This window comes from Dyadobacter fermentans DSM 18053, from assembly GCF_000023125.1.
Classification (GTDB): domain Bacteria; phylum Bacteroidota; class Bacteroidia; order Cytophagales; family Spirosomataceae; genus Dyadobacter; species Dyadobacter fermentans.
The window spans coordinates 5,568,841-5,592,032 of the sequence record NC_013037.1 but is presented as its reverse complement, the minus strand read 5'-3'; the positions used below and the strand labels follow the sequence as shown (position 1 = coordinate 5,592,032).

The 23,192-nt window shown below is 51.0% G+C and carries 22 protein-coding genes; 15 read left to right on the top strand and 7 right to left on the bottom strand.

The window, feature by feature from the left end:
* Positions 1-54: 54 nt before the first annotated feature.
* The 7 genes from DFER_RS23070 (at position 55) to DFER_RS23040 (ending at position 4,939) form a co-directional block, all read left to right on the top strand.
* Positions 55-291 carry a DUF433 domain-containing protein gene (locus tag DFER_RS23070; protein ID WP_015814072.1) on the top strand — a complete coding sequence of 79 codons (237 nt, stop codon included), beginning with the start codon at positions 55-57 and terminating at the stop codon, positions 289-291.
* 1 nt (position 292) lies between these two features.
* Complete coding sequence (locus DFER_RS23065; protein ID WP_015814071.1) at positions 293-577, top strand: DUF5615 family PIN-like protein; 285 nt, start codon at positions 293-295, stop codon at positions 575-577.
* Positions 578-658: 81 nt separating this feature from the next.
* Entirely contained in the window at positions 659-1,390 is a 732-nt protein-coding gene (locus DFER_RS23060; protein WP_015814070.1) for a LolA-like protein, read from the top strand.
* 127 nt (positions 1,391-1,517) lie between these two features.
* On the top strand, positions 1,518-2,045 hold the full coding sequence (locus DFER_RS23055) for a YceI family protein (RefSeq protein ID WP_015814069.1): 528 nt from the start codon (positions 1,518-1,520) through the stop codon (positions 2,043-2,045).
* Between the two features lie 185 nt (positions 2,046-2,230).
* Positions 2,231-3,226 carry a mevalonate kinase family protein gene (locus tag DFER_RS23050; protein ID WP_015814068.1) on the top strand — a complete coding sequence of 332 codons (996 nt, stop codon included), beginning with the start codon at positions 2,231-2,233 and terminating at the stop codon, positions 3,224-3,226.
* 141 nt (positions 3,227-3,367) lie between these two features.
* Positions 3,368-4,231, top strand: a complete 864-nt coding sequence (gene galU / locus DFER_RS23045) for a UTP--glucose-1-phosphate uridylyltransferase GalU (protein WP_015814067.1) — start codon at positions 3,368-3,370, stop codon at positions 4,229-4,231.
* A gap of 18 nt (positions 4,232-4,249) precedes the next feature.
* Positions 4,250-4,939 (top strand): SDR family NAD(P)-dependent oxidoreductase, encoded by a 690-nt coding sequence (locus DFER_RS23040; RefSeq protein WP_015814066.1) that lies wholly within the window; start codon positions 4,250-4,252, stop codon positions 4,937-4,939.
* Between the two features lie 4 nt (positions 4,940-4,943).
* On the opposite strand, the gene DFER_RS29970 is transcribed toward DFER_RS23040, so the two are convergent.
* Both DFER_RS29970 and DFER_RS23030 read right to left on the bottom strand, forming a co-directional pair.
* Complete coding sequence (locus DFER_RS29970; RefSeq protein ID WP_143828788.1) at positions 4,944-5,198, bottom strand: hypothetical protein; 255 nt, start codon at positions 5,196-5,198, stop codon at positions 4,944-4,946.
* Between the two features lie 281 nt (positions 5,199-5,479).
* On the bottom strand, positions 5,480-6,718 hold the full coding sequence (locus DFER_RS23030; protein WP_229206090.1) for a hemolysin family protein: 1,239 nt from the start codon (positions 6,716-6,718) through the stop codon (positions 5,480-5,482).
* A 363-nt stretch (positions 6,719-7,081) separates the two neighbouring features.
* On the opposite strand from DFER_RS23030, the gene DFER_RS23025 reads away from it, so the two are divergent.
* The 6 genes from DFER_RS23025 to DFER_RS23000 all read left to right on the top strand — a co-directional run bounded on the left by DFER_RS23025 (position 7,082) and on the right by DFER_RS23000 (position 13,358).
* Positions 7,082-7,648 (top strand): Uma2 family endonuclease, encoded by a 567-nt coding sequence (locus DFER_RS23025; protein ID WP_015814063.1) that lies wholly within the window; start codon positions 7,082-7,084, stop codon positions 7,646-7,648.
* Positions 7,649-7,773: 125 nt separating this feature from the next.
* Positions 7,774-11,205, top strand: a complete 3,432-nt coding sequence (locus DFER_RS23020) for a PVC-type heme-binding CxxCH protein (protein WP_015814062.1) — start codon at positions 7,774-7,776, stop codon at positions 11,203-11,205.
* A gap of 127 nt (positions 11,206-11,332) precedes the next feature.
* Positions 11,333-11,578, top strand: coding sequence for a DUF433 domain-containing protein (locus DFER_RS23015; protein ID WP_015814061.1), 246 nt, complete (start codon positions 11,333-11,335; stop codon positions 11,576-11,578).
* On the top strand, positions 11,568-11,912 hold the full coding sequence (locus DFER_RS23010) for a DUF5615 family PIN-like protein (protein WP_015814060.1): 345 nt from the start codon (positions 11,568-11,570) through the stop codon (positions 11,910-11,912). Before DFER_RS23015 ends, DFER_RS23010 begins: the two co-directional genes overlap by 11 nt.
* 43 nt (positions 11,913-11,955) lie before the next feature.
* The gene (locus DFER_RS23005) at positions 11,956-12,984 is read left to right on the top strand and encodes a hypothetical protein (RefSeq protein WP_015814059.1); all 1,029 of its coding nucleotides are present in this window, start codon (positions 11,956-11,958) and stop codon (positions 12,982-12,984) included.
* Between the two features lie 29 nt (positions 12,985-13,013).
* A complete protein-coding gene (locus DFER_RS23000; RefSeq protein WP_015814058.1) occupies positions 13,014-13,358 on the top strand; it encodes a DUF6984 family protein in 345 nt (114 codons plus the stop codon).
* A gap of 47 nt (positions 13,359-13,405) precedes the next feature.
* Here DFER_RS23000 and DFER_RS22995 read toward each other — a convergent pair whose 3' ends face one another.
* Together DFER_RS22995 and arfB are read right to left on the bottom strand one after the other, a co-directional pair.
* Positions 13,406-14,647 (bottom strand): MFS transporter, encoded by a 1,242-nt coding sequence (locus DFER_RS22995; RefSeq protein ID WP_015814057.1) that lies wholly within the window; start codon positions 14,645-14,647, stop codon positions 13,406-13,408.
* Positions 14,648-14,661: 14 nt separating this feature from the next.
* Positions 14,662-15,069 (bottom strand): alternative ribosome rescue aminoacyl-tRNA hydrolase ArfB, encoded by a 408-nt coding sequence (gene arfB / locus DFER_RS22990; protein ID WP_015814056.1) that lies wholly within the window; start codon positions 15,067-15,069, stop codon positions 14,662-14,664.
* Positions 15,070-15,196: 127 nt separating this feature from the next.
* Here arfB and DFER_RS22985 point away from each other — a divergent pair, with 127 nt between their 5' ends.
* Entirely contained in the window at positions 15,197-16,501 is a 1,305-nt protein-coding gene (locus DFER_RS22985; RefSeq protein WP_229206089.1) for a DUF6600 domain-containing protein, read from the top strand.
* Between the two features lie 144 nt (positions 16,502-16,645).
* Positions 16,646-17,665, top strand: coding sequence for a GntR family transcriptional regulator (locus tag DFER_RS22980; RefSeq protein ID WP_015814054.1), 1,020 nt, complete (start codon positions 16,646-16,648; stop codon positions 17,663-17,665).
* A gap of 51 nt (positions 17,666-17,716) precedes the next feature.
* Here the strand turns inward: DFER_RS22980 and DFER_RS22975 are convergent, their stop codons facing one another.
* From DFER_RS22975 to DFER_RS29320, 3 genes are all read right to left on the bottom strand, one after another.
* The gene (locus DFER_RS22975) at positions 17,717-19,000 is read right to left on the bottom strand and encodes a sugar isomerase (protein ID WP_015814053.1); all 1,284 of its coding nucleotides are present in this window, start codon (positions 18,998-19,000) and stop codon (positions 17,717-17,719) included.
* A 72-nt stretch (positions 19,001-19,072) separates the two neighbouring features.
* On the bottom strand, positions 19,073-21,196 hold the full coding sequence (locus DFER_RS22970) for a bifunctional rhamnulose-1-phosphate aldolase/short-chain dehydrogenase (RefSeq protein ID WP_015814052.1): 2,124 nt from the start codon (positions 21,194-21,196) through the stop codon (positions 19,073-19,075).
* Between the two features lie 255 nt (positions 21,197-21,451).
* Positions 21,452-23,083 carry a leucine-rich repeat domain-containing protein gene (locus DFER_RS29320; protein WP_015814051.1) on the bottom strand — a complete coding sequence of 544 codons (1,632 nt, stop codon included), beginning with the start codon at positions 23,081-23,083 and terminating at the stop codon, positions 21,452-21,454.
* Positions 23,084-23,192: the final 109 nt, after the last annotated feature.

Genomic DNA, 23,192 nt, shown 5'->3' with positions numbered 1-23,192 from the left:
CCGTTTTTTTTGTTTATTTACTAATCCGCTATCCGTTATTAAAACGAAATTGCAATGGCCGACTTGATTGAGAGAATTACCGTTAATCCCGACTTATGTAACGGGAAACCGACGATTAGAGGCAAAAGAATCACTGTGCAGACGGTATTGGAACATCTGGCAGCGGGTGATACGCGTGACACCATTCTCTACCATTTCCCTTCCCTGGAAAATGCCGATATAGACGCATGTCTGCATTTCGCGGCGCAAATGGCAGGAAGAAACTTTGCCAGCTACCCGACTGCCGCCTGACATGCCCAAATACCTGATCGATGTGAACTTGCCAGAACACTGCTCGGTTTGGAACAGTGCTGAGTTTATTCATCAGCGAAGCTTGGACGATGAATGGCTTGACTCCCGGATCTGGGACTACGCTCGCGAAAACCGGCTGACCATTGTGACCCGTGACTCCGACTTTTCTGCTCGGATGATCACCAGTGTACCTCCACCGAACGTCATTCATTTTCGCCTGGGTAACATCAAAGCGTCAGAACTTTTTGAAATATTGCACAAAAATGGCATAATATTGCCGAACTGAGCAAAGAACATAAGCTAGTAACCGTTTTCCGCGATAGAATAGAAGTTCTGTCGTAATGACTCAAACAAACCACACAAGAACATGCAACGTCCACAAAACCTTTTCAAACTACTCGCATTCCTGATTATTACTTGCCTTGCTGGCGCTGCGAATGCGCAGAATGTCGACGACATCATTGCCAAACACATCAAAGCCATGGGCGGCGAGAAACTGGGCAAGTTGCAGAGCATGAAAATCTCCGCTGAAATGGATATCATGAACATGAAGGTGCCCATCACCACCACCATTGTGCAGAACAAAGGCTTCCGAAGCGAAACAACCGTGCAGGGATCGACGATCGTGCAGGCCGTAAGCGGCACCACAGGCTGGGCTATCAACCCCATGACCGGAAATTCCAAGGCAACCGCATTGCCCGCCGACGCCGTAAAATCACTCACGAACGAGACCGATCTCACTGGCCTTTACAACTACAAGGAGAAAGGCTATAAAGTGACGCTCGACGGCGAGGAGGACCTGGCCGGCGCGAAGGTTTATAAGGTAACCATGACGTTGCCCGACGGCGTGCGCAGGATCAATTACATTTCGAAGGACACTTTTTATATCCTTAAAATCGTGGCACAAACGAGTGTGAACGGACAGGAGATAATGTCTGAAAACGTGCAGTCGGATTTTCGTGCGGTGGACGGCATTTATTATCCGTTCACTTCCGAAGTAACTACCTCGGCAATGCCCGGTACTAAAATGGGGCTCAAAATCCTGGCAATTGAAATGAACCCCAAAGTGGACCCCAAAATTTTCGAAATGCCTCAATAATAGCCAGCAAAGCACTTTAAAAAATCCCGGAATAATTTTTTTCGGGATTTTTTTATGCATTTGAAACTAATATTTACAATTAGATGTATATACATTAAATGTAAATACATTTAAAAAAGACATAGACATGGCTACTACTAAATGGGTGATTGACCCAACACATTCAGAAATCCAGTTCAAAGTGAAACACCTGGTGATCTCCACCGTTACCGGTGCATTCAACAGTTTCGAAGGCGGTGTAGAGACTGAAAATGAAGACTTCGACGGTGCTACCGTCCACTTTTCTGCGGATGTAGAAAGCATAGATACCAAACAGGAACAGCGCGACCAGCACTTGAAATCGGCCGATTTCTTCGATGCTGAAAACCATCCTAAATTGTCATTCACCGGTAAACTGGCGAAAAAAGGCGATGACAGCTACAAACTCCACGGTGAACTGACCGTAAAAGGCACGACCAAACCTGTTGATTTTGCGGTGGAATACGGCGGTAACATGACCGACTTCTACGGTAACAACAAATCAGGTTTCGAGCTCAGCGGCAAAATCAACCGCAAGGAATTCGGCCTGGAATGGAGCGCAGTGACCGAAGCCGGTGGCGTAGTGGTAGGCGATGAGGTGAAACTGATCGCGAACGTTCAGGTAGTGAAACAATAACATTCATAAACCGTTCCTCTTACGAAAAGCGTGGATAATATTTTATCCCGCTTTTTTTGTTTCCAGCCGGTTCATTCATAGATTTCACGTGCATTGGGTAAAAAATTGAAATACCTGCTTATAAGGGCTAAAAAGGTATTTTGTCGTCCCGCTAGTTAATACTTCCGGCTAAACACGCATTTACATTGATCATTGAAACACGCGCCTATGCCCGTGCGGGGCTTTTGGGCAATCCTTCTGATGGCTTTTTCGGAAAAACGATTTCCATATCTGTAAGAAATTTCGGCGCTTCCATTTCGCTGTACGAGTCGCCCGAGCTGCATATCGAGCCGCAACCGCAGGACCTGAACACGTTCCGGAGCATTTTCCACCTCCGCGATTCGGTGAATATGCTGGGCTATAATGGCGGTATCCCGCTCATAAAGGCCGGCATCAAGAAGTTCGGCGACTATTGCGAGGAGAACAACATCCGGCTTCCCAACAAGAATTTTACCGTGCGGTACCGCTCATCCATCCCGCGGCAGGTGGGCATGTCGGGTTCGAGTGCGATCATCGTCGCCTTGTTCCGCGCATTGATGCAGTTTTACAAGGTCGAAATACCGATTGAAATACTGCCGCAGCTCGTGATGGTGACCGAAACCGAGGAGCTGGGCATTACTGCCGGCTTGCAGGACCGCGTGATCCAGTGCTACGAGGGTTGTGTGTATATGGATTTTGACAAAACGATGATCCAGACGCAGGGACATGGCCGCTACGAGCGCATTAACCCCGAACTGCTGCCAAAACTGTACGTGGCTTACAATACCAACCTCAGCAAGGTGTCGGGCAAGGTGCACAACGACGTGCGCACGCGCTACGACCGGGGTGAGCAGGATGTGATCGACGTCCTGGGCCAGATCGCCCAGAAAGCGGAAGACGGCCGCACGGCATTGCTCGAAAACCGCCCCGACGACCTGCATGCGCTCATGAACGAGAATTTCGACCTGCGCTGCAAAATTTACAACGTCCCCGAATCCAACAAAAGGCTCATCAACGCTGCCCGTGCATGCGGCGCTTCCGCCAAATTTGCAGGCTCCGGCGGCACGATCATCGGCATTTACAAGGACGACGACATGCTGAACCAGCTGTTTGTACAGTTGAAGAAGTTCAATGCGCGGGTGATACGGCCGTTTGTGGTTTGATGGCTGTCGGCTGTCGGCTGTCGGCTATCGGCTATCGGCTATCGGCTATCGGCTATCGAAAATTTACTCAATACAATTAACATACTCATTTAAAACAAAAAAGGCCGACGGCCGAAAGCCGAAAGCCGAAGTAACTAAGACATGATTCGTAAAGCCGTTATACCTGCCGCCGGGCTTGGGACCCGATTCCTGCCGGCAACCAAGTCGATGCCGAAGGAAATGCTTCCGATTATCGACATTCCTACCATTCAATACGTAGTGCAGGAAGCCGTTGACTCGGGGATTGAAGATATCCTGATCATTTCCGGGAAAGGAAAGCGGGCTATCGAGGACCATTTCGATCGCAATGTGGAACTCGAAAGTCGCCTCGAAGAAAAGGAAGATCTCCTTTGGTTCAATGAAATGCGCCGTTTGGCAGACATGGCCAATGTGCATTTCGTACGGCAGAAAGAAGCCAACGGCCTCGGCGACGCCATTTACTATGCGCGTCACCACGTTGGTAATGAGCCATTTGCGGTACTTTTGGGCGATACCATCATGGATTCGGTGATTCCGGTGACCCAGCAGCTGATGGACACGTATGAACAATACGGCGGCTCGGTGATCGCGGTGGAGGAAGTGCCTGCCAATAAAGTAAACCGTTACGGCATCGTAGGCGGTAACTCACTCAGCGACTCCATCCTCGAACTGAGCACATTAGTCGAAAAGCCGGCTATCGACAAGGCACCTTCCAACCTGGCCATTGCCGGCCGGTATGTGCTCACGCCCGAAATTTTTAACACCATCGAGCAGACGCCCAAAGGCAAGAACAACGAAATCCAACTCACCGACTCGCTGTTGCTGCTTTTGAAACGCGAAAATATTTTCGCACACCATATCGAAGGCAAGCGCCACGATATCGGCGACAAGCTGGATTACCTCAAAACAACCGTCGAGTTTGCATTGAAAAGAAAGGAATTTGCTGAACCATTCCGGAAATTCCTCGTTGATATCCTGAACAAATAGCATTTAAAAGCCATAACCATGCCCAAACAAGTCATCGTCAGCGGAGCCACGGGAAATCTCGGGAAAGATGTTGTCAAAAAACTCACGGAGTTTGGTTATGGCTTGCATATCAATGTGCGCAAAGGGAAAACGGATGCTTACGCGGATAATGCGAATGTCTCCAGTTACCTGGCCGACCTCGCCCATCCCGAACAGGCTGACGTATTTGTCGCAGAAGCCATTGCCAATGCAGGCAAAATAGAGGCCGGGATATTGCTCGCAGGCGGTTTTGCGATGGCCAAACTGACTGATACCACCGACTCGGACATCGAGCAAATGCTGTCGATCAATTTCAAAACGGCTTTCCATGTCGTAAAGCCGCTCATGAAGCATTTTGAGGCAAACGGGGGCGGGCAATTCGTGTTCATCGGCGCACGGCCGGCGCTGGTAGCCGAGGCGGGTACGGGCAGCTTTGCCTACACCCTTTCCAAAACATTGATCTTCCAAATGGCCGATCTCATCAATGCAGAAGGCAAATCGAAGCATATCACGGCCACGGTGATTGTCCCGAGCATTATCGACACGCCTGATAACCGCGCCGCCATGCCAGGCTCCGATTTCAGCAAATGGATTCCCGCCGCGGACATGGCCGAAGGCATTGCATTCGTGCTGAGTGATACGGGCAAAAAGCTGCGGCAAACCGTATTGAAGCTCTATAACGAGGCCTGACCGCTTAGGGAACGACTATGTCGTCGCCCTTGTCATCTTCCGAAAAGCTGATCTCCACCAAACGTTTCCCGTCCGGCCCCACTTCGCTGATCGACACGCGGTCGATTTTGGAAGCGTGCTTTTTTACTTCCGTTTCAGCAGACTTTTTATTCTTCGCCTGTCGCCCGTTCACGATGTAAACGACGCTGTCGCCGGGAAAATCGAATGCTCCGAAATACCTGGATCTGATGATCGCGGAATTGTTGGAAGTTCTGGGCAAATAGTCGCTTTGCGCGGTATGAGGCAACACCTGATCATGCCAATACTGTTTGTTGCCTCGAATCTGTTCGTAGGTAGGAAAATTGTCGTCATTTGTGGAAGCATTCTTCCGGCTACACCCAACCTGAGCCATGGTCAAGACGGCAAGAAATCCCAAGAAAACCGCATTTCTGCCCATTGAGAAACAGTTTACAATACCTGACTATTCCTGACTATTCCTGGCAACAACTGATCACCGTTACCACGAGCCGAAGCCGCCCACTTATTGACCCTCCCCTCCCGCTAACTTTCCAGCACGGCGATCTTCACCTGGGTAACCGAGCTTCGCTGCTTTTTGAGCACCGTAAATTCGTAATGCTTTGTTTTGACCTTCTCGCCCACTGCCGGAATCCGACCGCATTTCCAGATCAGGTAACCGGCGAGCGTTTCATAGTCGGGGCGACGCGTGATGTCGTGCGGGAGTTTGTCATTCAAATCCGCGATGGAAGCCGCACCTTGCACAGTGTACGTATTGTCCGATTCATTTTTCACGATCGGTGCCTCGTTATCGTACTCATCCTGAATTTCCCCTACGAGCTCTTCGAGAATATCCTCCATTGTCACAATGCCGTCCACGCCTCCGTATTCATCCACGATCACGGCCATTTGTTGCCGGCTCACCTGAAATTCACGCAGCAGCGCCCCGATCGGCTTCGAACCGTGCACCGTCGCGATGGGGCGGATCAGCTCACGCAGGACGATATCCTTGCCCTGCCGCATTTTCAGCAACAGATCCTTCAAATGCAGCACACCGATCACCTGATCGAGCGTATCCTCGTAAACCGGCATTCTCGAATAGCCTTCTTCTATTACTTTTTCAAGTTTTGCCTCCGTGAAATCATTGACATCTATCCCGACAACCTGCGGCCTGGGGATCATGATTTGTCGTGCTATCCGTTCCGAAAAGTCGAATGCATTCTTGATCAAATCATAATCAGCCGCTTCAATCATTCCACTATCTTTCTGTTGCTGAACCAGATAACGCAGCTCATCGCTGCTGTGCACCTCGCTGCCATGCGACGGCGTAATGCCGAAACCTTTCAGAATCACATTGGCAATGCCGTTCAGCAGCCACACGACCGGTCGGAATATCAGGAAAAAACCGTGCAGCGGATAGGACAAAGCCAGGGTAGTCGATTCCGGCCGCTGGATCGCGATCGATTTTGGCGCCAGCTCTCCGAATACAATGTGCAGCACCGTGATAATGGCAAATGCGGTGGGCAATGCGATGTGGTGCGCCACCTCGGGATCGATGGAAAGCCCCACCAGGTCCATGGCACCGATGATCATCTTCGAAACCACCGGCTCCCCTATCCAACCCAACCCAAGACTCGCGAGTGTGATCCCGAACTGCGTTGCGGCCAGGTAACCGTCGAGGTTGGCCACGATTTGTTTGGAAAGAATGGCCATCCGGTTTCCTTCCTGGGCCTTTTGTTCCAGCTGCGACGCCCGGATTTTAACGATCGCGAACTCAGCCGCCACGAAAAACCCATTTAAAAGAACAAGTACAACGGTAATAACAAGCTGTAAAACCATAAAGGCCGGATATCAGATTAGGAATGAAAACGCATTTTAGAGCTGCATTTTAGCAAAAAATTATACCACAGAGAAACCTTCGGCCTGATTAATACAGCAGCGGTTACCCGCCGTACCGTTGGATTTTTTGCAAATTGAAATCCCTGATAAAAAGTGGCTATGCTAATCTACCCCCTGCATGATCGTGCAGTGCCCGCCTTGCTCACATATCGCTTGCGCGCGCTTGTTTTGATTGTCTAGGTTTGATTTTGTAAATTAGAATGGTATTTGTACCTCAATATCAAGTAGAATAAACTGATACCCAAAGCTATGATACTCCGTTCCGCATCTTCGGTTTTGCCCCGCACGCTGGATGAATTCGTCCGGTGGGAAACCGTCGATGGTTTTAAATATGAATGGAACGACGGTAAAATCATCAGATCCGGGAAAGTGAAGAAACGACACCTCTTCATCATCAGAAGACTTCAACAATTATTTTTCGGCACAGCTGCCTTTTCAAAAGGCGGCGTACTGATCATGGAGCAAGACGTCATTCTGAGCGCCATCCAGATGCGACGCCCCGATCTTTCTTTTTTCTCCGGCGAACAGATCGACGCGTCTGCCGCATCAGAGGAGGAACCTATCCCCGAATTTCTGATCGAGGTGATCTCGCCCACCGACGACGCTGAAAAGGTTGAAGAAAAGCTGGCCGAATATTTTAATTCCTCAGTCAGGGTCGTTTGGCATATTTATCCAGACAATGAAGTGGTATATGTGTACACTTCCCGCAAAAATGTCAAAATCTGCACAGAACTGGATGTTTGCTCGGCATATCCGGTGATGGAAGATTTCGAAATTTCAGTGCGCGAATTGCTGACGACCCATATTGCCAAATAAGTTACCTTTCCAAGGTTTATCTGCATTCTTTCCAGTCGGCAAAAGCAATTATTAGCTCCATTTTTAATTCCTTTGTATCCGGTTCATGACGGAACCTGAATAATCTGCATCAAGCAACGTCCTCAATGATCTCCAAAAAACATCTCAAAACACCCCTAACCCTGATGGCGGCTACCACGGTGGCGGTAGTGTCGTGTATGAAAATGGCCCCGATGTCGTCCGGGCCGGTGGTGAAGACCAACAGTACCAAAGTGGTTGTGAAGGAAGACCCCGCAACTGGCAAAGCCAGGGCAAGGGAAATCCGTGAAAAGACAGTCGTGAAGCTGGCCGACGGTCTGAAACTCGACCTCTGGGCCTCCGATTCCCTGGCGCCCGATCCCGTGGCGATCGCGATGGACGACGCCGGCCGCGTGTACCTGAACAGAACCAACCGCCAGAAGAATTCCGAATTCGATATCCGCGGGCACCGCAACTGGATCACTGAATCCATCGCCTTGCAAACCGTAGAAGACCGCCGGAAATTTCTGCACAAGACTTTCGCTCCCGAAAAAAGCAAAGAAAATAACTGGGTAAAAGACCTCAACGGTGACGGTTCGCACGACTGGAAAGACCTCGCGGTTGAAAAAGATGAGGTTTGGCGCATTGAAGACACCGACAACGACGGCATCGCCGACGTATCGATGCGCATTCTCGACGATTTCTTCGATGAAGTTTCCGACGTAGCGGGCGGCCTGCTCGTCCGGGCAAAGGACGTTTTCGTGACGATCGCGCCGGATGTGTGGCGTTTGCGAGATACCAATGGCGACGGTGTGCTCGACGAAAAGACTTCTATCAGCCACGGATATGGCGTGCATATCGGTTTCAGCGGGCACGGCATGTCCAACCCGATCGAGGGCCCGGATGGTAAGATTTACTGGAATATCGGCGACATTGGTGCTAATATCACTACTGCCGAAGGCGTGAAACATGAGCATCCAAATTCAGGTATCATCGCCCGCTCCAACCCGGATGGCTCCGATTTCGAAATCTTCGCGCACGGATTGCGTAACACGCACGAGTTTGTGTTCGACGAATACGGCAATCTCATCAGCTCCGACAACGACGGCGATCACCCCGGCGAAAGCGAGCGTTTGGTGCACATAGTGGAAGGCTCCGATGCCGGCTGGCGCTCCAACTGGCAATATGGCAAATACACCGATCCCAAAAACAATAGTTACAAGGTTTGGATGGACGAAAAGTTGTTCAAACCACGCTGGGACGGTCAGGCGGCCTATATCATTCCTCCAATCCAAAACTACCACAACGGACCAACCGGAATGCAGTACAACCCGGGAACGGCATTGGGTAAGGAGTGGAAAAACAAATTCTTCCTCGTGGAATTCGTCGGTAACCCCGCGCGTTCGCCGATCTGGTCATTCGGTTTGAAACCAAAAGGCGCTTCGTTCGTGCTGGATGGCGAGAAGAACATCCTGACGGGTATCCTGCCGACCGGTATCCGCTTCGGTCCGGACGGTGCCTTGTACGTGGCCGACTGGATCAATGGCTGGGATACCAAAAACTACGGCCGCGTGTGGAAACTGGACGTGACCGACGAGAAAAACGACCTGAAAGCAGTCCGCACGGAAACGAAGCGCTTAATGCAATTGGATTATCCCAAACAATCCGACGATGCATTGCTGCCATTGCTTTCGTACGAAGACATGCGTATCCGCCAGAAAGCACAGTTCGAACTCGCTTCCAGAGGCGCAAAGGGCGCAGCGGTATTGACCAAAGCCATTGAGCAAAAAAACAATCAGTTCGGCCGCATTCACGGGATTTGGGGAATGGGACAACTGGCGCGGCAGGATAAGTCGTATGCCAATGTGCTCATGACGTTGTTGAAGGATTCCGACGAAGAAATTACCGTGCAGGCGGCTAAGGTGCTGGGCGACGCTAAAATTGCCGAGGCCGCGCCGATGCTGATCCCAATGCTGAAAAGCAAAAATCCGCGTGTGCAATTCTTCGCTGCGCAGGCACTCGGCCGCGTAAAAGACAAGAATGCCGTGCAGCCATTGATCGAGATGATCAAAACAAACAATGATGAGGATGTGTACATCCGTCACGCAGGCGTACTGGCGCTCTCGCGCATAGGCGATGCGGCACCGATGGCGGCATTGGCTAGCAGCCCAGAAAAATCATTGCGGATTGCCGGCGTACTCGTGCTGCGCCGCATGAAAAACGAGCAGATCAGCGCATTCCTGAAAGACAAGGACGAATACATCGTAACGGAAGCCGCCCGCGGTATCAACGACGACCTGTCTATTCCAGCTGCATTGCCTGCATTGGCGGGAGTTTTAAATGAAAAAGGCTTCAAGTCCGAACCATTGCTGCGCCGCGCTATCAATGCCGCATTGCGCGTGGGTGGTGAAACGCAACTGAACGACCTTATTGCATTTGCGAAAAGAAAAGACGTGGATCAGGAAATGCGTGCGGAAGCACTGGCAACGCTCGGAACCTGGGCTAGTCCATCGCTCATGGACCGCGTCGACGGACGCTACCGCGGCCCGATCGAACGTGACCCGGCAGGTGTGAAAGCGAAGATCAAACCGATGGTCGCAGACATTTTGCAGGAAAACGAACCGGCTATCCGGATCGCCGCCGCGCAAATGCTGACTAACCTCGGCGTAAGCGACAACAACGCCACACTGGCCAAAATCCTGAACGACAGCTCCGATCCAAAAGTACGCGCAGCAATGCTCACCGCATTGAACGAACTGAAATACACGGATATGGAAACCGTGATGAAAAAAGGAATGAGCGACTCCGACGCCGATGTGCGCACAGCCGCATTGGGCATGGTAGGAAGTGTGAATATGTCGAAAGAAGCATTGGCTGACATTTCGAACACCATCTTCGAAAAAGGCAGCGTGCGCGAGCAGCAGCAGATACTGAAAGTGCTCGGTAGCCTGCCCGTAGACAAAACCGAACCGATTTTCAACGGCCTGATCGGTAAAATGGCGGATAACAAACTGCCTCAAAACCTGCTGCTCGACCTCGGCGAGGCTGTCGATTCAACGAAATCCAGTACATTGATCGCCAAAATTGCACCGCTTCGCAAGCAGGGCAACACCGCCGCCGATTACCAGGATGCATTGTTCGGCGGAAACGCGCAGGCCGGCCGTCGCTACTTCCTGACGAGCTCCGCCGCGGAATGCGTGCGTTGCCACTCGATCGGCGGACAGGGCGGCGAAGTAGGACCTAACCTTTCGAACATCGGTAACGTCCTCTCGCGCGAGCAACTCCTTCAAGCGCTCATCGAACCAAGCGCACGCCTTTCACCGGGCTTCGGAATGGTGATGCTGACATTGAAGGACGGTACGTCCGCTGCCGGCATTCTGGCGCAGGAAAACGAGCACGAGCTGGTGCTGAAGACCTCGGAAGCCGAACCGCTAAAAATCGCCGTTTCCCGCATTGCGAAGCGTGAGAACGTGCCATCGAGCATGCCTCCGATGGGACATATCATGTCGAAAAGAGAAATCCGCGATGTGGTGGAGTTCCTCTCAACATTGAAAAAGTGACAGTTTTGAATCGCATTGCTAAACCCCGGGATTTCACGATTCCGGGGTTTATTTTTTCAGCAAATGGACAATTGTACCTTCTGTATTGTTATCCTGATGATTTGGGTATATTTGAAAAAAGTTGATTATGACGACTTACATCACTGAGCGAATAGCCATTGATCCCGACATTTGCAATGGCAAACCGATTATAAGAGGAATGCGAATCACGGTTCAAACTGTACTAGAGTTTCTTTTTGCAGGAACTACACGTGACGAATTGCTGTACCAATATCCTGCGCTTGAAAATGAGGATATAGACGCATGCTTTGAATTTACTATTGAGATGATGAACCGAAATTATTTCATCAAAGACATAAAGCATGTCGCCTAAATATCTGATCGACGTCAATTTACCTTACTACTTCTCATTTTGGAATAATCCGGAATATATTCATCAATTGGATATTGAACGTACTGCGAAGGATTCGGATATCTGGTCGTATGCACAGCGTGGTGCGATGACGATCGTTACCAAAGACTCAGATTTTTCCAATAGAATGCTGGTTTCCCTCCCTCCGCCGCGCGTGATACATTTTCGCGTCGGTAACATCACGATGAAAGCATTCCATTCACTCGTTGCCGGAATATGGAACGAAGCGATTGAATTGAGCGAAAACTACAAACTGGTAGTGATCTTCGATGATAAAATAGAAGCGTTCAACTGATCCGCCCAGGCACGATTTTAATTCATCAACACGAAAAAATTGAATGGAACTCGACAAAAAAGAAGCGGAGGTCGTTAACCGGGCTATTCAGTCTTGGGAGGAGGAGGCGCGCATTTCGAAGGAGCTGGCCGCGGAACTTCGCGGGAGTTACAGCATCAGGAATGCGAACGTGGATGCAATCGCCATTTATGCATTGATTTCTGCGGTTTCGTGCGGCTTGCTTGCTTTTGGGGCATTGGTACTGGATGAAAAATGGATTGAATTGCTGCGCAAACGCTGGGGCTTTTCGGAGAATATCGTCGGCATTTTGTTCACTTTCCTGGCAGGCCTGCTGGTGTATCTGGCTAAACGGCGCATCAATCGCTCGAAGGTGAAAGCGAGCAACGAAGTGTATAATATCGCCATTATCCTCACCGTCGCGATCGCGATTACGTATTGGACGCGCGGGCTGCTGGACGGCACCGGAAACTACGCGATTCCGTTGCTGCTCGCCTCGCTGGCCTATGCCGGCATTGCCGTTTTCCTGCGGTCGACGCTGCTTTGGGTAAGCGCCATTATTGCCCTCGCAGGCTGGTGGGGCGCGCAAACGCATTATTGGTCAAGTGGAAGCTTCCGGTTTCTCGGTATGAATTACCCGCTGCGTATGACGGTGTTCGGAATGGCGATCTGGGGCTCGTCGTGGTTGGTCGGGCAGGTGCGGTCGCTGGCGTTTTTGAAAGAGGCAACCTACACTGTTGGGTTACTGCTTTTTCTGGTGGCTGGCTGGACGCTTTCTATTTTTGGGAATTATGCCGATTATGAAGGCTGGAAGGTATTGAAACAAAGCCATTTCTGGTTCTGGGCGCTCAGCTTTACGCTTGTACTCGCGGCAATGCTCTATTATGCATTTCAATACAAACAGGAAACTTTGCGGGACCTGTGCCTGATTTTCTTCCTGCTGAACATTTATACCCGCTATTTTGAATATTTCTGGGATCGTACCAATGCGGGGATTTTCTTTGCATTGCTGGCGTTATCCTTCTGGTTTGTCGCCAAAAAAGCTGAGCAATGGCGAGGCAAAACGGCGGCATGAGCCCTTTCATTTTAGTTTAAATCAATACAATGAGTAATATCAGACCGATCCGCGGCGAGGAACTTGACCTCATCCATTTCCTGCTCGAAAAACTGGAACTCGACCCGATCGACTACCCGGTGAATGAAATGGTAGACGAATATGAGGGCGGAAAAATGGGCAGTATCAGTTTGGGAGGCAATGTAAATGGCTACGCCGGCGACCTCATTCAGGCCGAATATGTGGATATCGACGACACACCGGTAGTGATCACATTAACTCAGGATACCGAGGGCCATTTGCTCGACCTTGATTTCTGGAAGGTAGATTTTACCAAATTGCTGGAATACCCGACACCGGACAAGCTAATTTTCGGCAAAACGCCCGAGGGATAATCGGGCGATTTGCCCAGACAAATTGCTGATAAGACTTACCGAATGGCTCATTTTTCTTCATAATCCAGCTCTTTGCCATAAGTTTCCTCCATCCGCCAGAGCGAAAGCAATGCAAGCGAAAAGCACAACGCGCCCACGATCGCGCCCGAATGCAGCACGCCGGAGTCCTTTTTCAGGAACTGGAACAGGGGCAATGTAAGCAGCACCGTGGCGCGTACATTGTTGGCAACGGAAGTCGTGACTGTTGCGCGCAGGTTGGTGCCGAATTGCTCGGCCGTTGTGGTGAGGAACATGGCGATGTAGCCAATCGAAAACCCGAGCCACATGTAGCAAATGTAGAGCGCGGTAGCCGTGTGAATGCCTCCCGAAAGCAGCCAGGCCACACCGGCAAGGGTCATCAGCATCATCCATAGTATCGCCTTCCGGCGCGAACGAAGCCATTGGCTGAGTATCCCGCTGAAAAAGTCGCCCGTGACCACACCTATGTACGTGTACAGCACGCACGTGCCCGCCTGAACTTCCTCCGCAATGCCCAGCGCCTTCGCGAATTCATTCCCGAATGTGGAGTAAATACCGATAACCATATACGTAGGCAGCCCGATGCCCATGCAGCGCATGTAACGCACAAATCGCGACCAGCTCGTGAATATCGTCCACCACGGAACGGGTTTCGAGCCGCGCTTTTCGAGGCTTTTGTTGAACACGACGGATTCCAGCACATTCACGCGGAGCACAAGCAGGATCAGCCCCATTCCGCCGCCGATGAAATAAGCCATGCGCCAGTCGGTCAGTTTGACGGCGAAAAATGCCGCGATCGCCCCGGCAAGGCCCACGCTCGCCACCACCGACGCACCATAACCACGCAGTTCTTTCGGAAGGATCTCGGCAATCAACGTAATGCCGGCACCAAGCTCACCCGCCAATCCGAAACCGGCGATAAACCGCAGAAGGGCGTAGATTTCGACGTTTTGTGTAAATCCGCAGGCGATATTGGCAAGCGAGTAGGTGAGAATAGAGCCAAAAAGCACCGACCGCCGGCCGAGTTTATCACCCAAAATCCCCCACAAAAAGCCGCCGATCAGCAGCCCCGCCTGCTGCCAATTATAAATGTTCGCGCCGATCTGCGAGATTTCCTCTTCCGATAGCCCGAGGTCTTTCAGACTCGGCACGCGCACGATGTTGAAAAGCAGCAGATCATACACATCCACAAAATAGCCCAGCGAGGCTACGATTACAGGCAATGTGAAAACGGCGCTGAGCTTGGGTTGAACAGGAGTGACGGCGGTCATAAAGGTGTTTTCGTTTATTCTTCAAAAGGTTTGCGGCGCATCGACTTAATGGCCGCATTGCGCTGCTTGGCCTTCAATCTTTCGAGTTTGGAAGCCAACGTAGGTCTGGTCGCTTTCCGGTCTTTTTCAACAATAAGTGCCTGGCGGATAAGCCTGTCGAACTTCTCCACGACCTTTTCCTTGTTGGCCAGCTGCGAGCGCTCGGTCTGGTGGTATAATACGAGCACTTTACCGTTCGTTAATCGGTTGGATAATTTTTCGGTCAGCTTTTGCTTGTCCTCGCCGGTCAGGAATTGCGAGTTCGGAATGTCAAAACGCAGTTCTACCTTTGTTTCTACCTTATTCACATTCTGCCCTCCCTTCCCACCGCTCCGGGCTGTCTGGAACACCAGTTCGGCATGCAGGATTTCAGGATCGATCATGGGTCATGGAAGTTTTGTTAACACGTGTTAATGTCCGGCTGAGCCATTAAACCAGAATCTAAAAGTAACGTCCAAGAACCGATTTTTAATAACAGGAAAACAATTAAAACATAAAGCCATGGACACCATGCGTACACTAAGAATACTCGGCCTGTTCATTTTGATGTTCGTCGGCGTTTCGGTATCCAACAAAACCGAGGCGCAACCCGGGTTCCGGGTCACTTTTGAGACCTTTTACGACGAACTCGCCCCCTATGGCCGCTGGGTGCGTAATCCGCAGTTCGGCTCCGTCTGGATTCCCGATGTGCCAAGGGGTTTTCAACCTTACTCTACCGCCGGTTACTGGGAACAGACCGAGTACGGTAATACCTGGGTTTCGGAATATGACTGGGGCTGGGCGCCGTTCCACTACGGCCGCTGGAACTACGACGATTACTACGGCTGGTTTTGGGTGCCGGACTACGAATGGGGCCCTGCGTGGGTGAACTGGCGCTCGGGTGGCGGCTACTACGGCTGGGCACCGCTGGGACCGGGGGTTAATATCAATGTGTCGATCAACATCCCGTCGTTCTGGTGGGTATTCGTGCCGCAACGTTACATTACCAGCCCTCGCTGGCATTCGTACTGCGCCCCTGCGCGACGTGTGTCGCATTATTATAACAACACGGTGGTGATCAACAACTACTACCGCAGCGACAACCGCACCTATGTGTTCGGCCCGCGCCGCGATGAAATCGAGCGCGTAACCCGCAGAAGCGTACCTGTTCGGACGATCGATGCCAGCCCGAGAGGCAGAGGCCGGGTCATTATCGCGGACCGCGGAAATGGCAATTACGACTACGGTAACCGCGGCGGCCGCAGCAACGGCTACCCGCGCACCGACCGAAGCAACCGCAATGACGACAACCGCATTGAACCGGGCGATAATTCGAGACGTGGCTCGCGCAACCCGTACGACGAGCGCAGCAGCCGCAACGACCGTAACCGCGACGCCGCTCCCTATGGCCGTGGTAACGACCGAATCGAGCGTAACCGTGAATCATCGCCGTTCGATAATCGCAGCGAAGCGCCGAATCCAGGCCGCAGTGACCGCAACGAAGCACCTAACCGCTCGCAACGTAACCGCGAATACAATCCGGGCAACAGCCCCGAACGAAACCGCGAATACAACCCGGGTAATGCGCCTGAACGTGCCAACCGTTCGGAACAACGGATAGAACGCCCGAACATCGAGCGGCCGGAACGCCAGGAGCGCAGCAACCGCTCCTATGAACCCGCGCCGCGGGCAGAGCGCCAGGAAAGAAACGCCCCCGAACCGCGCAGCAACGACCGCGGTAACCGAGGCGGCGATAATGGCGGAGGCAACCGCGGCGGCGACAATGGTAACCGCGGAGGCGGTGGCGGCGAGCGCAGCGGCAGAGGTCCGAGATAAATACAAGCCTTAACATAAAAACAACCCGGCAGGATAGTAGTATTCTTTGTCGGGTTGTTTTTTGTTTAGGAAGACTTACGATTTAAGCGTCGAAAACAGATAAAAATGCTATTTTTAGCTTGATTCCCCAACCCACGGCATTGAATGGAAATACAATTTGACATTGAGTTCAAGGAGAGTGCACCCAAGTACATGCAGATTATCAAATCGCTCTTGCAGGCGATTAGTAAAGGAAAGCTGAAACGCGGCGATAAGATCCCTTCCATTAACCAGCTGAGTGAGGAGTATCTGCTTTCCCGTGATACCGTCGAAAAGGCCTACAAGCACCTCATCAAGGACGGCGTGCTGATTTCAGTCCGCGGTAAGGGCTATTTTATCAACCGCGTGGATATTGAAACATCGGTACGTATCCTGCTGGTTTTCAACAAAATAAGTAACTACAAAAAACAGGTTTACAATGCATTCGTCGAGAATATCGGCCGTAATGTAAATGTGGACCTCCATATTCATCATTCGAATACCAACATTTTCAAAAACCTGATCAAAAACAGCCTCGGTGAATACGATTACTATGTGATCATGCCGCACTTCTACGAGAAAATGGAAGAGGCGATCGAGACATTGAAAATGATCCCGCCGGAGAAGCTGATCCTGCTCGATAAGGACATTGAATTCACGACCAAAAAGCATTCATCGGTTTACCAGAACTTTGAAAAGGACATTGTGCACGCGCTGAACGAGGCGGTGGATTTGCTGAAAGTGTACAAAAAACTGGTCCTCATTTTCCCGACAATGATCCGCTATCCGAAAGAAATCCTCAAAGGTTTCCGGATTTTCTGCATTCAGCACGAGTTTGAACACGAAATCATGTACGATTTCCATGAAAACAGCGCGGCGGTGAAGGATACGGCTTATGTGGTGGTCGAGGAAAACGACCTGGTGAACCTGATCAAGAAGAGTAAGGAGCAGCAACTGGTTATCGGAAAGGACATTGGCATTATTTCCTACAACGAAACGCCCCTGAAAGAAATACTGCTCGACGGTATTACGACTATTTCAACCGACCACGAGCAAATGGGCAAAACGGCCGCAGAAATCATCAAGGACGGAAAAAGGGCATTGATCAAGAACCCGTTTACGCTGATCAAACGGAAATCGCTTTGAGGAATGTCACGCTGAGCGGACCGGGCCGCTCAGCGTGACATTGACATCTTCTTAAAGTCCTGTCGCGACCGTCAACTTCCCGCGCTCGTTGAGCAGCTCGTTGCGCACACCCAGGTGGCGGTACAAACCAATCGGGTCGAGGGAGCCGCCGCTCAGGCGCATAGCCTCGCGCACGAGCGGGCGCACGTCGGTGCGGAATGCGTTTTGCAGGATTTGCTGGGCCAATACCACGTCGTTTTCGTTGCGGGCCTGTTCCAGTTTCTTGCGATCGACGAGCAATGCCTGGGCTTGCGCGATCAATATCGCTTCCACCGATTGCAGCAAATCTTCCAGCGGATCTTTCACATTATGGCTCGCATCGATCATCCATGCGTAAGTATCGGCGGCGCGGTTGGCGCGTTTCATGCCTTCCACGAGCTCCACGAAGATCAGGAAGAGCTGGTAAGGCCGAATGGCGCCTACCGTTAGATCATCGTCACCATACTTTGAATCATTGAAATGGAAACCTGCGAGGCGGCCTTCCATCATCAATGTCGCTACGATCTGCTCGATGTTCGCATTCGGCAAATGGTGGCCCAGATCCACGAGTACATCCGCTTTCGGGCCGAGTTTCTGGCAGAAAAGCAGCGAGCTGCCCCAGTCTTGAATGACGGTTGAATAGAAATTCGGCTCGTAGGCTTTGTATTCTACGAAAACCTTCCAGTCGTCGGGCAATGCGGCGTAGATTTCCTGCAAAGATTCGAGCGTGTTCTGGAATGCTCTTACAAAATTCGACTGGCCGGGGAAGCAGGAGCCGTCGGAAAGCCAGATCGACAAGGCTTTGGAACCCAGGTTCACGCCGTGCTTGATCACTTCGATATTATGCTCCACCGCCTGCTTGCGCACGTTGGCGTCCACATGCGAGAGCGAGCCGAATTTGTAAGAAAGCTCCTGGTCTTTCTGGTCCTGGAATGTGTTGGAATTAACGGCGTCGAATTTCAGGTCCAGCGAGGTGGCGAGGTCGATAATGGGCTGAGCCTGGCCGGGAATGTCCCAAGGAATGTGCAGTGAGATAGAGCCGCTTGAACGGTTCAATGCGTGCAGCAGGCCCACATCTTCGATTTTTTCTTCCAACGAACGCGGCTCGCCTACACCTGAAAAACGGCCGAAGCGCGTGCCGCCGGTGCCCAATGCCCAACTCGGGATCGCCACCTGAAATGCTTCAAGCTGCTTTACAATGTCTTTGGCATGAATGCCCTGCTCGCCCAACTGCTCTTGCAGGAAGATGTACTGGTTGTTATGCCGCGAAAAGAGGCTGTCGTTGTGCTGGTCGATTTGATATTGTTCGATTTTCATCGGGATAGTATTAAAAAGACTTGGCAAGTTGGAAAACCGGCCAAGTCTGATTGAACATCTGTTTTGAAATAATTAGCGAAGGAATGCCGCAGGAACACCTCCGTCGACATTGATCACGTTTCCGGTGCTCTTGTTGAGCAAGCCGCTCACGAAAATATATACGCCGTTTGCGATGTCGTCCGTATGGATCTCTGCATTGAGTACCGTTCGTTTCGCGTAGTAAGCGGGCAGTTCTTCTACTTTAATGCCGTATGCTTTCGCACGTCCGGCAGCCCAGCCGCTTTCCCAGATTTTGCTACCGGCGATTACCGCGTCGGGATTTACCACGTTTACGCGGATCTTGTCCGGACCAAGTTCCGCAGCCAAAAGGCGCGACATATGCTGCTGAGCCGCCTTGGCCGTTCCGTAAGCCACATTGTTCGGGCCGGAAACGATACCATTCTTGCTCGCGATGTTGATAATATCACCCCCCAGGCCTTGCTGGCGCATGATCGCCACTGACTCCTGCGATACAAGGAACTGGCCTTTGACCAACACATCCTGCAAAATATCCCAGTCTTTGATAGTCGTATCTGCCAATGGCTTCGAGATCGACAGACCTGCGCAGTTTACCACGATATCCACGCCACCGTATTTCAGTTTGGTAGCATGCAATGCCGCTTTGATCGCCTCGTCGTCGAGCACATTCGCCACGGTCGTATCGGAGAAGTCCTTGCCGAATTTCGCATCGAATTCCGCCTTGGTCTCAGCCAATGCATTTTCATCAATATCCGAAATCACGACGCAGGCACCTTCCTGCAACAATTTCTGAGCGATTGCCTTGCCAATGCCGCCCGAGCCGCCGGTCACGAATGCTACTTTGCGGGATACCGATTTTTCTTTCGGCATACGCTGCAATTTCGCTTCTTCGAGCAACCAATACTCGATGTCGAATGCTTCCTGCTCCGGCAATGATACGTAAGAAGAAATCGCCTCAGCACCTTTCATTACGTTAATGGCATTGATATAAAACTCAGCCGCTACACGCGCAGTCTGCTTGTCTTTTGCAAATGAGAACATCCCCACGCCTGGCAAAAGGATGATCACCGGGTTCGGGTCACGCACTGCGGGACTGTTGGAATGCTTGCAGCGCTCGTAGTAGGCGATGTAGTCGGCACGGTAAGCTTCGAATTGCGGACGGATGTGTTCGAGGATTTCGGAATCGGCTGCATCGAGTTTCTCAAATGGCAGGTCGAGTACCAGCGGACGGATTTTTGTGCGCAGGAAGTGGTCGGGGCAGCTGGTACCGAGTGGCGCCAGTTTGTCAAGGTCATTGCTGGCAATGAATTCCAATACACGCTCGTCATCGGTAAAGTGACCGATCATGGCTTGCTGCTCGGAAGCCAGTCCGCGCAGGTAAGGCGCCAACTTGCCGGCGATAGATGCGCGGCGCTCTTTCGGCTCGCTTTCCAGGCGTGCGCCACCGAAAACCGGGCGGCTCTTGCCATAGTTCTGAGCCAGGTAATCCGACGCTCTTTCGATCGTATCGAGCGTGTTAATGTATGATTCGTAAGCTGTATCACCCCAGGTAAACAAGCCGTGACCGCCCAAGACGATCCCGCGAATGCCCGGATTATCATTCAATGCCTGTTCCAGCTGCAAACCGAGGTCGAAGCCGGGGCGTTGCCAGGGTACCCACGCGAGTTCACCGTTGAATAGTTCTTTGGTAATGGCCTCACCCTCCTTCGATGCCGCGATGGCGATCAATGCATCGGGGTGCAGGTGGTCGATATGCTTGAAAGGCAGCAGGCCGTGCAGCGGCGTGTCGATAGATGGTGCCTTGGATTTCAGGTCGTAAATGCAATGGTTGAACAGTTCCACCATCTCATCTTCAAATTCCAGTCCGCGGTAGATGTTTTTGAGGCTATGCAGGCGGTCGACGTACAAGCCGGCCAGTCCGCTTCTTGTTAAAGTACCAATATCGCCGCCCGATCCCTTGATCCACATTACCTCCACGGGGTTGCCCGTGAGCGGATCTTTTTCGATGGTTTTACAGCTCGTGTTTCCACCAGCGTAGTTGGTCAGGCGAAGATCGGCACCCAACAGATTTGAACGGTAAAGAAGAAGCGCCACCTGATCATCACCCAGGGAAGCGGCTTTCTCTTCATCCCATAAATAGCTTACATACCTGTACTGGCTTACATTTGAACTGCTCATATTTGTTTCCTGATTATTTATCAATTTTGAGGTAAGAAATTCTTCTTTGCTGAAAGTATTTTAACAGATTAATACTACTCTGAACATATGTGCAAGATTAGGAAACTTACCAGTGCACACCGTCCTGTTGTATCCTGCATGTTGAAATAAATCGAGAATTAATGTGAGATTTGGAAGTTTTGACATAAAAAACAAATGGTCTGAACCGGCGCTACACCCATTCAGACCATGAAAAAGGAAAATAACCTTACTGACCTACCGCTTTATTAGCAATTTCTTCACGGTATCCCCTATCCGGATCGTGTAGAGCCCTTCTTTCAAACTCTGCACATTGAATTTACCGCCCGACAATTTCGCATCCGCCATCACCGGCCTGCCCGTAGAGGTGAAGACTGATATGGGTGCGTTGTGCGAAGCACCGGCTACCGTCAGCTCCGCCTGCGCAGGGTTAGGATAAATCTCGATTGGCTCCGTCGGCGTCTTCACGGCAATCGTTCTGGAATATTCAGACTTCCCATCGTAATCCAGTTGCTTTAATCGATAGTAGCCCGTTGCCAGGGGACTGAGGTCGGTGAAGTGATAGGTGTTTGTTTCATTCGAATTTCCATTCCCATCCACAAATCCAATTTTTTCAAACTTCCTTGCATCGGCGCTGCGTTCGATTTCGAAGCCTTTATTGGTCGTTTCGGAAGTAGTTATCCAGGTGAGTTTGGTCTGATTGTTTTCGGATTTACCGTCGAAGGAGACGAGGGTGACCGGTAGACTGGTAACGTTAATGTGGCCTTTCAAGGTCAGTCCGGGAACCAGCGTGTTGGTCACTTCTACTTCGTATAGCCCCGTTTCAGCGATCAGGAGCTGGCCATTGCTGGTTCCGTCAAGGGTCGCAATCAATTGGTTTTCGAAATACCACTTGTAAATGTTGCCGGGAGTACCTCCGGCAAGTGCATACACTGCAACTGGCGGCAGACCATTGAAAGATACAACCTCGATCTCTTTTTGCGGAGAATATGTATCGAGATACGCGACGTTTCCTTCCATCCCCGAAAATGTAAACCTGTTGTTCGAAATATTCACATTTGCAGCGATTGGAATAGCAGACAAGTCCGGGATCATACTTTCCAGGTCATTCCCCGACAAATCCAGATTTGTCAGCTTCGTAAAGTTGGTAACACCGGGGATGGTCCCTGTTAGTTCGTTATTACTCAAATCCAGCACTTCCAGGTTTGACAGTGCGCTTAAAGAGGACGGAATCGTGCCCGTAGCGCCTGCATTACGCATGATGAGTGATTTCAGCTTAGTGAACGTGCCGAAAAAGGAAGGGATAGGGCCTACGTCTGTGTTTACACCCATTGGGTAGTCATCGGCTGCCAATCGCAGATATTCCAGGTTCGTGAGGTTGGCAAAACTCGCGGGGATATTCTCGTATGGTGTAATTGATAAATGTTTAAGGTTTGTAAGATTACCTATCACCGCGATATTAGGACCGAATAGGTAATTTTCACTAAGATCCAGGTATTCCAGATTAGTGAGGTTACCCAGCTCGGCGGGGATCAAACCAAATAATTGCGGAAACTCCTCTCCTGCTCCGGAGAGGTCCAGGTGCTTCAAGGCCGTAAGCCCTCCGATTGCGGCGGGTATCGCGCCGTAAGGGTCATTTTGTTCCATCACAAATCTGGTGACACGCCCTCCTTCGCACGTTACTCCGTACCAGCCACATGGATTATCCCCCGGATTCCCCGGCACTACCCAGCCTGTTTTGTCGAACCAGCCGTCTCCGCCGGTTGCCTGGTAGAACGCCACCAACGCTAGCCGATCGTTTTCCAGCGTCTGCGCGAAAGATTGAATTGTGATAAAACAGCATAAAAGCCCGAGTAGACATTTTTTCATAGCGTTATATACAAAGGTGAATGTTTCTCCTTAAAAACGTTGAGCGGATGCCTTGACCGACAGATAGTTCTGTTATGCAGACTTATATGTAAATGTAACCGAATGTGCA

Bases quoted from the DNA above. Each gene is read 5' to 3' on its own strand.
- DFER_RS23070 (WP_015814072.1), top strand. From the start codon at position 55: ATGGCCGACTTGATTGAGAGAATTACCGTTAATCCCGACTTATGTAAC.
- DFER_RS23065 (WP_015814071.1), top strand. From the start codon at position 293: ATGCCCAAATACCTGATCGATGTGAACTTGCCAGAACACTGCTCGGTT.
- DFER_RS23060 (WP_015814070.1), top strand. From the start codon at position 659: ATGCAACGTCCACAAAACCTTTTCAAACTACTCGCATTCCTGATTATT.
- DFER_RS23055 (WP_015814069.1), top strand. From the start codon at position 1,518: ATGGCTACTACTAAATGGGTGATTGACCCAACACATTCAGAAATCCAG.
- galU (WP_015814067.1), top strand. From the start codon at position 3,368: ATGATTCGTAAAGCCGTTATACCTGCCGCCGGGCTTGGGACCCGATTC.
- DFER_RS23040 (WP_015814066.1), top strand. From the start codon at position 4,250: ATGCCCAAACAAGTCATCGTCAGCGGAGCCACGGGAAATCTCGGGAAA.
- DFER_RS23025 (WP_015814063.1), top strand. From the start codon at position 7,082: ATGATACTCCGTTCCGCATCTTCGGTTTTGCCCCGCACGCTGGATGAA.
- DFER_RS23020 (WP_015814062.1), top strand. From the start codon at position 7,774: ATGATCTCCAAAAAACATCTCAAAACACCCCTAACCCTGATGGCGGCT.
- DFER_RS23015 (WP_015814061.1), top strand. From the start codon at position 11,333: ATGACGACTTACATCACTGAGCGAATAGCCATTGATCCCGACATTTGC.
- DFER_RS23010 (WP_015814060.1), top strand. From the start codon at position 11,568: ATGTCGCCTAAATATCTGATCGACGTCAATTTACCTTACTACTTCTCA.
- DFER_RS23005 (WP_015814059.1), top strand. From the start codon at position 11,956: ATGGAACTCGACAAAAAAGAAGCGGAGGTCGTTAACCGGGCTATTCAG.
- DFER_RS23000 (WP_015814058.1), top strand. From the start codon at position 13,014: ATGAGTAATATCAGACCGATCCGCGGCGAGGAACTTGACCTCATCCAT.
- DFER_RS22995 (WP_015814057.1), bottom strand. From the start codon at position 14,647: ATGACCGCCGTCACTCCTGTTCAACCCAAGCTCAGCGCCGTTTTCACA.
- arfB (WP_015814056.1), bottom strand. From the start codon at position 15,069: ATGATCGATCCTGAAATCCTGCATGCCGAACTGGTGTTCCAGACAGCC.
- DFER_RS22985 (WP_229206089.1), top strand. From the start codon at position 15,197: ATGCGTACACTAAGAATACTCGGCCTGTTCATTTTGATGTTCGTCGGC.
- DFER_RS22980 (WP_015814054.1), top strand. From the start codon at position 16,646: ATGGAAATACAATTTGACATTGAGTTCAAGGAGAGTGCACCCAAGTAC.
- DFER_RS22975 (WP_015814053.1), bottom strand. From the start codon at position 19,000: ATGAAAATCGAACAATATCAAATCGACCAGCACAACGACAGCCTCTTT.
- DFER_RS22970 (WP_015814052.1), bottom strand. From the start codon at position 21,196: ATGAGCAGTTCAAATGTAAGCCAGTACAGGTATGTAAGCTATTTATGG.
- DFER_RS29320 (WP_015814051.1), bottom strand. From the start codon at position 23,083: ATGAAAAAATGTCTACTCGGGCTTTTATGCTGTTTTATCACAATTCAA.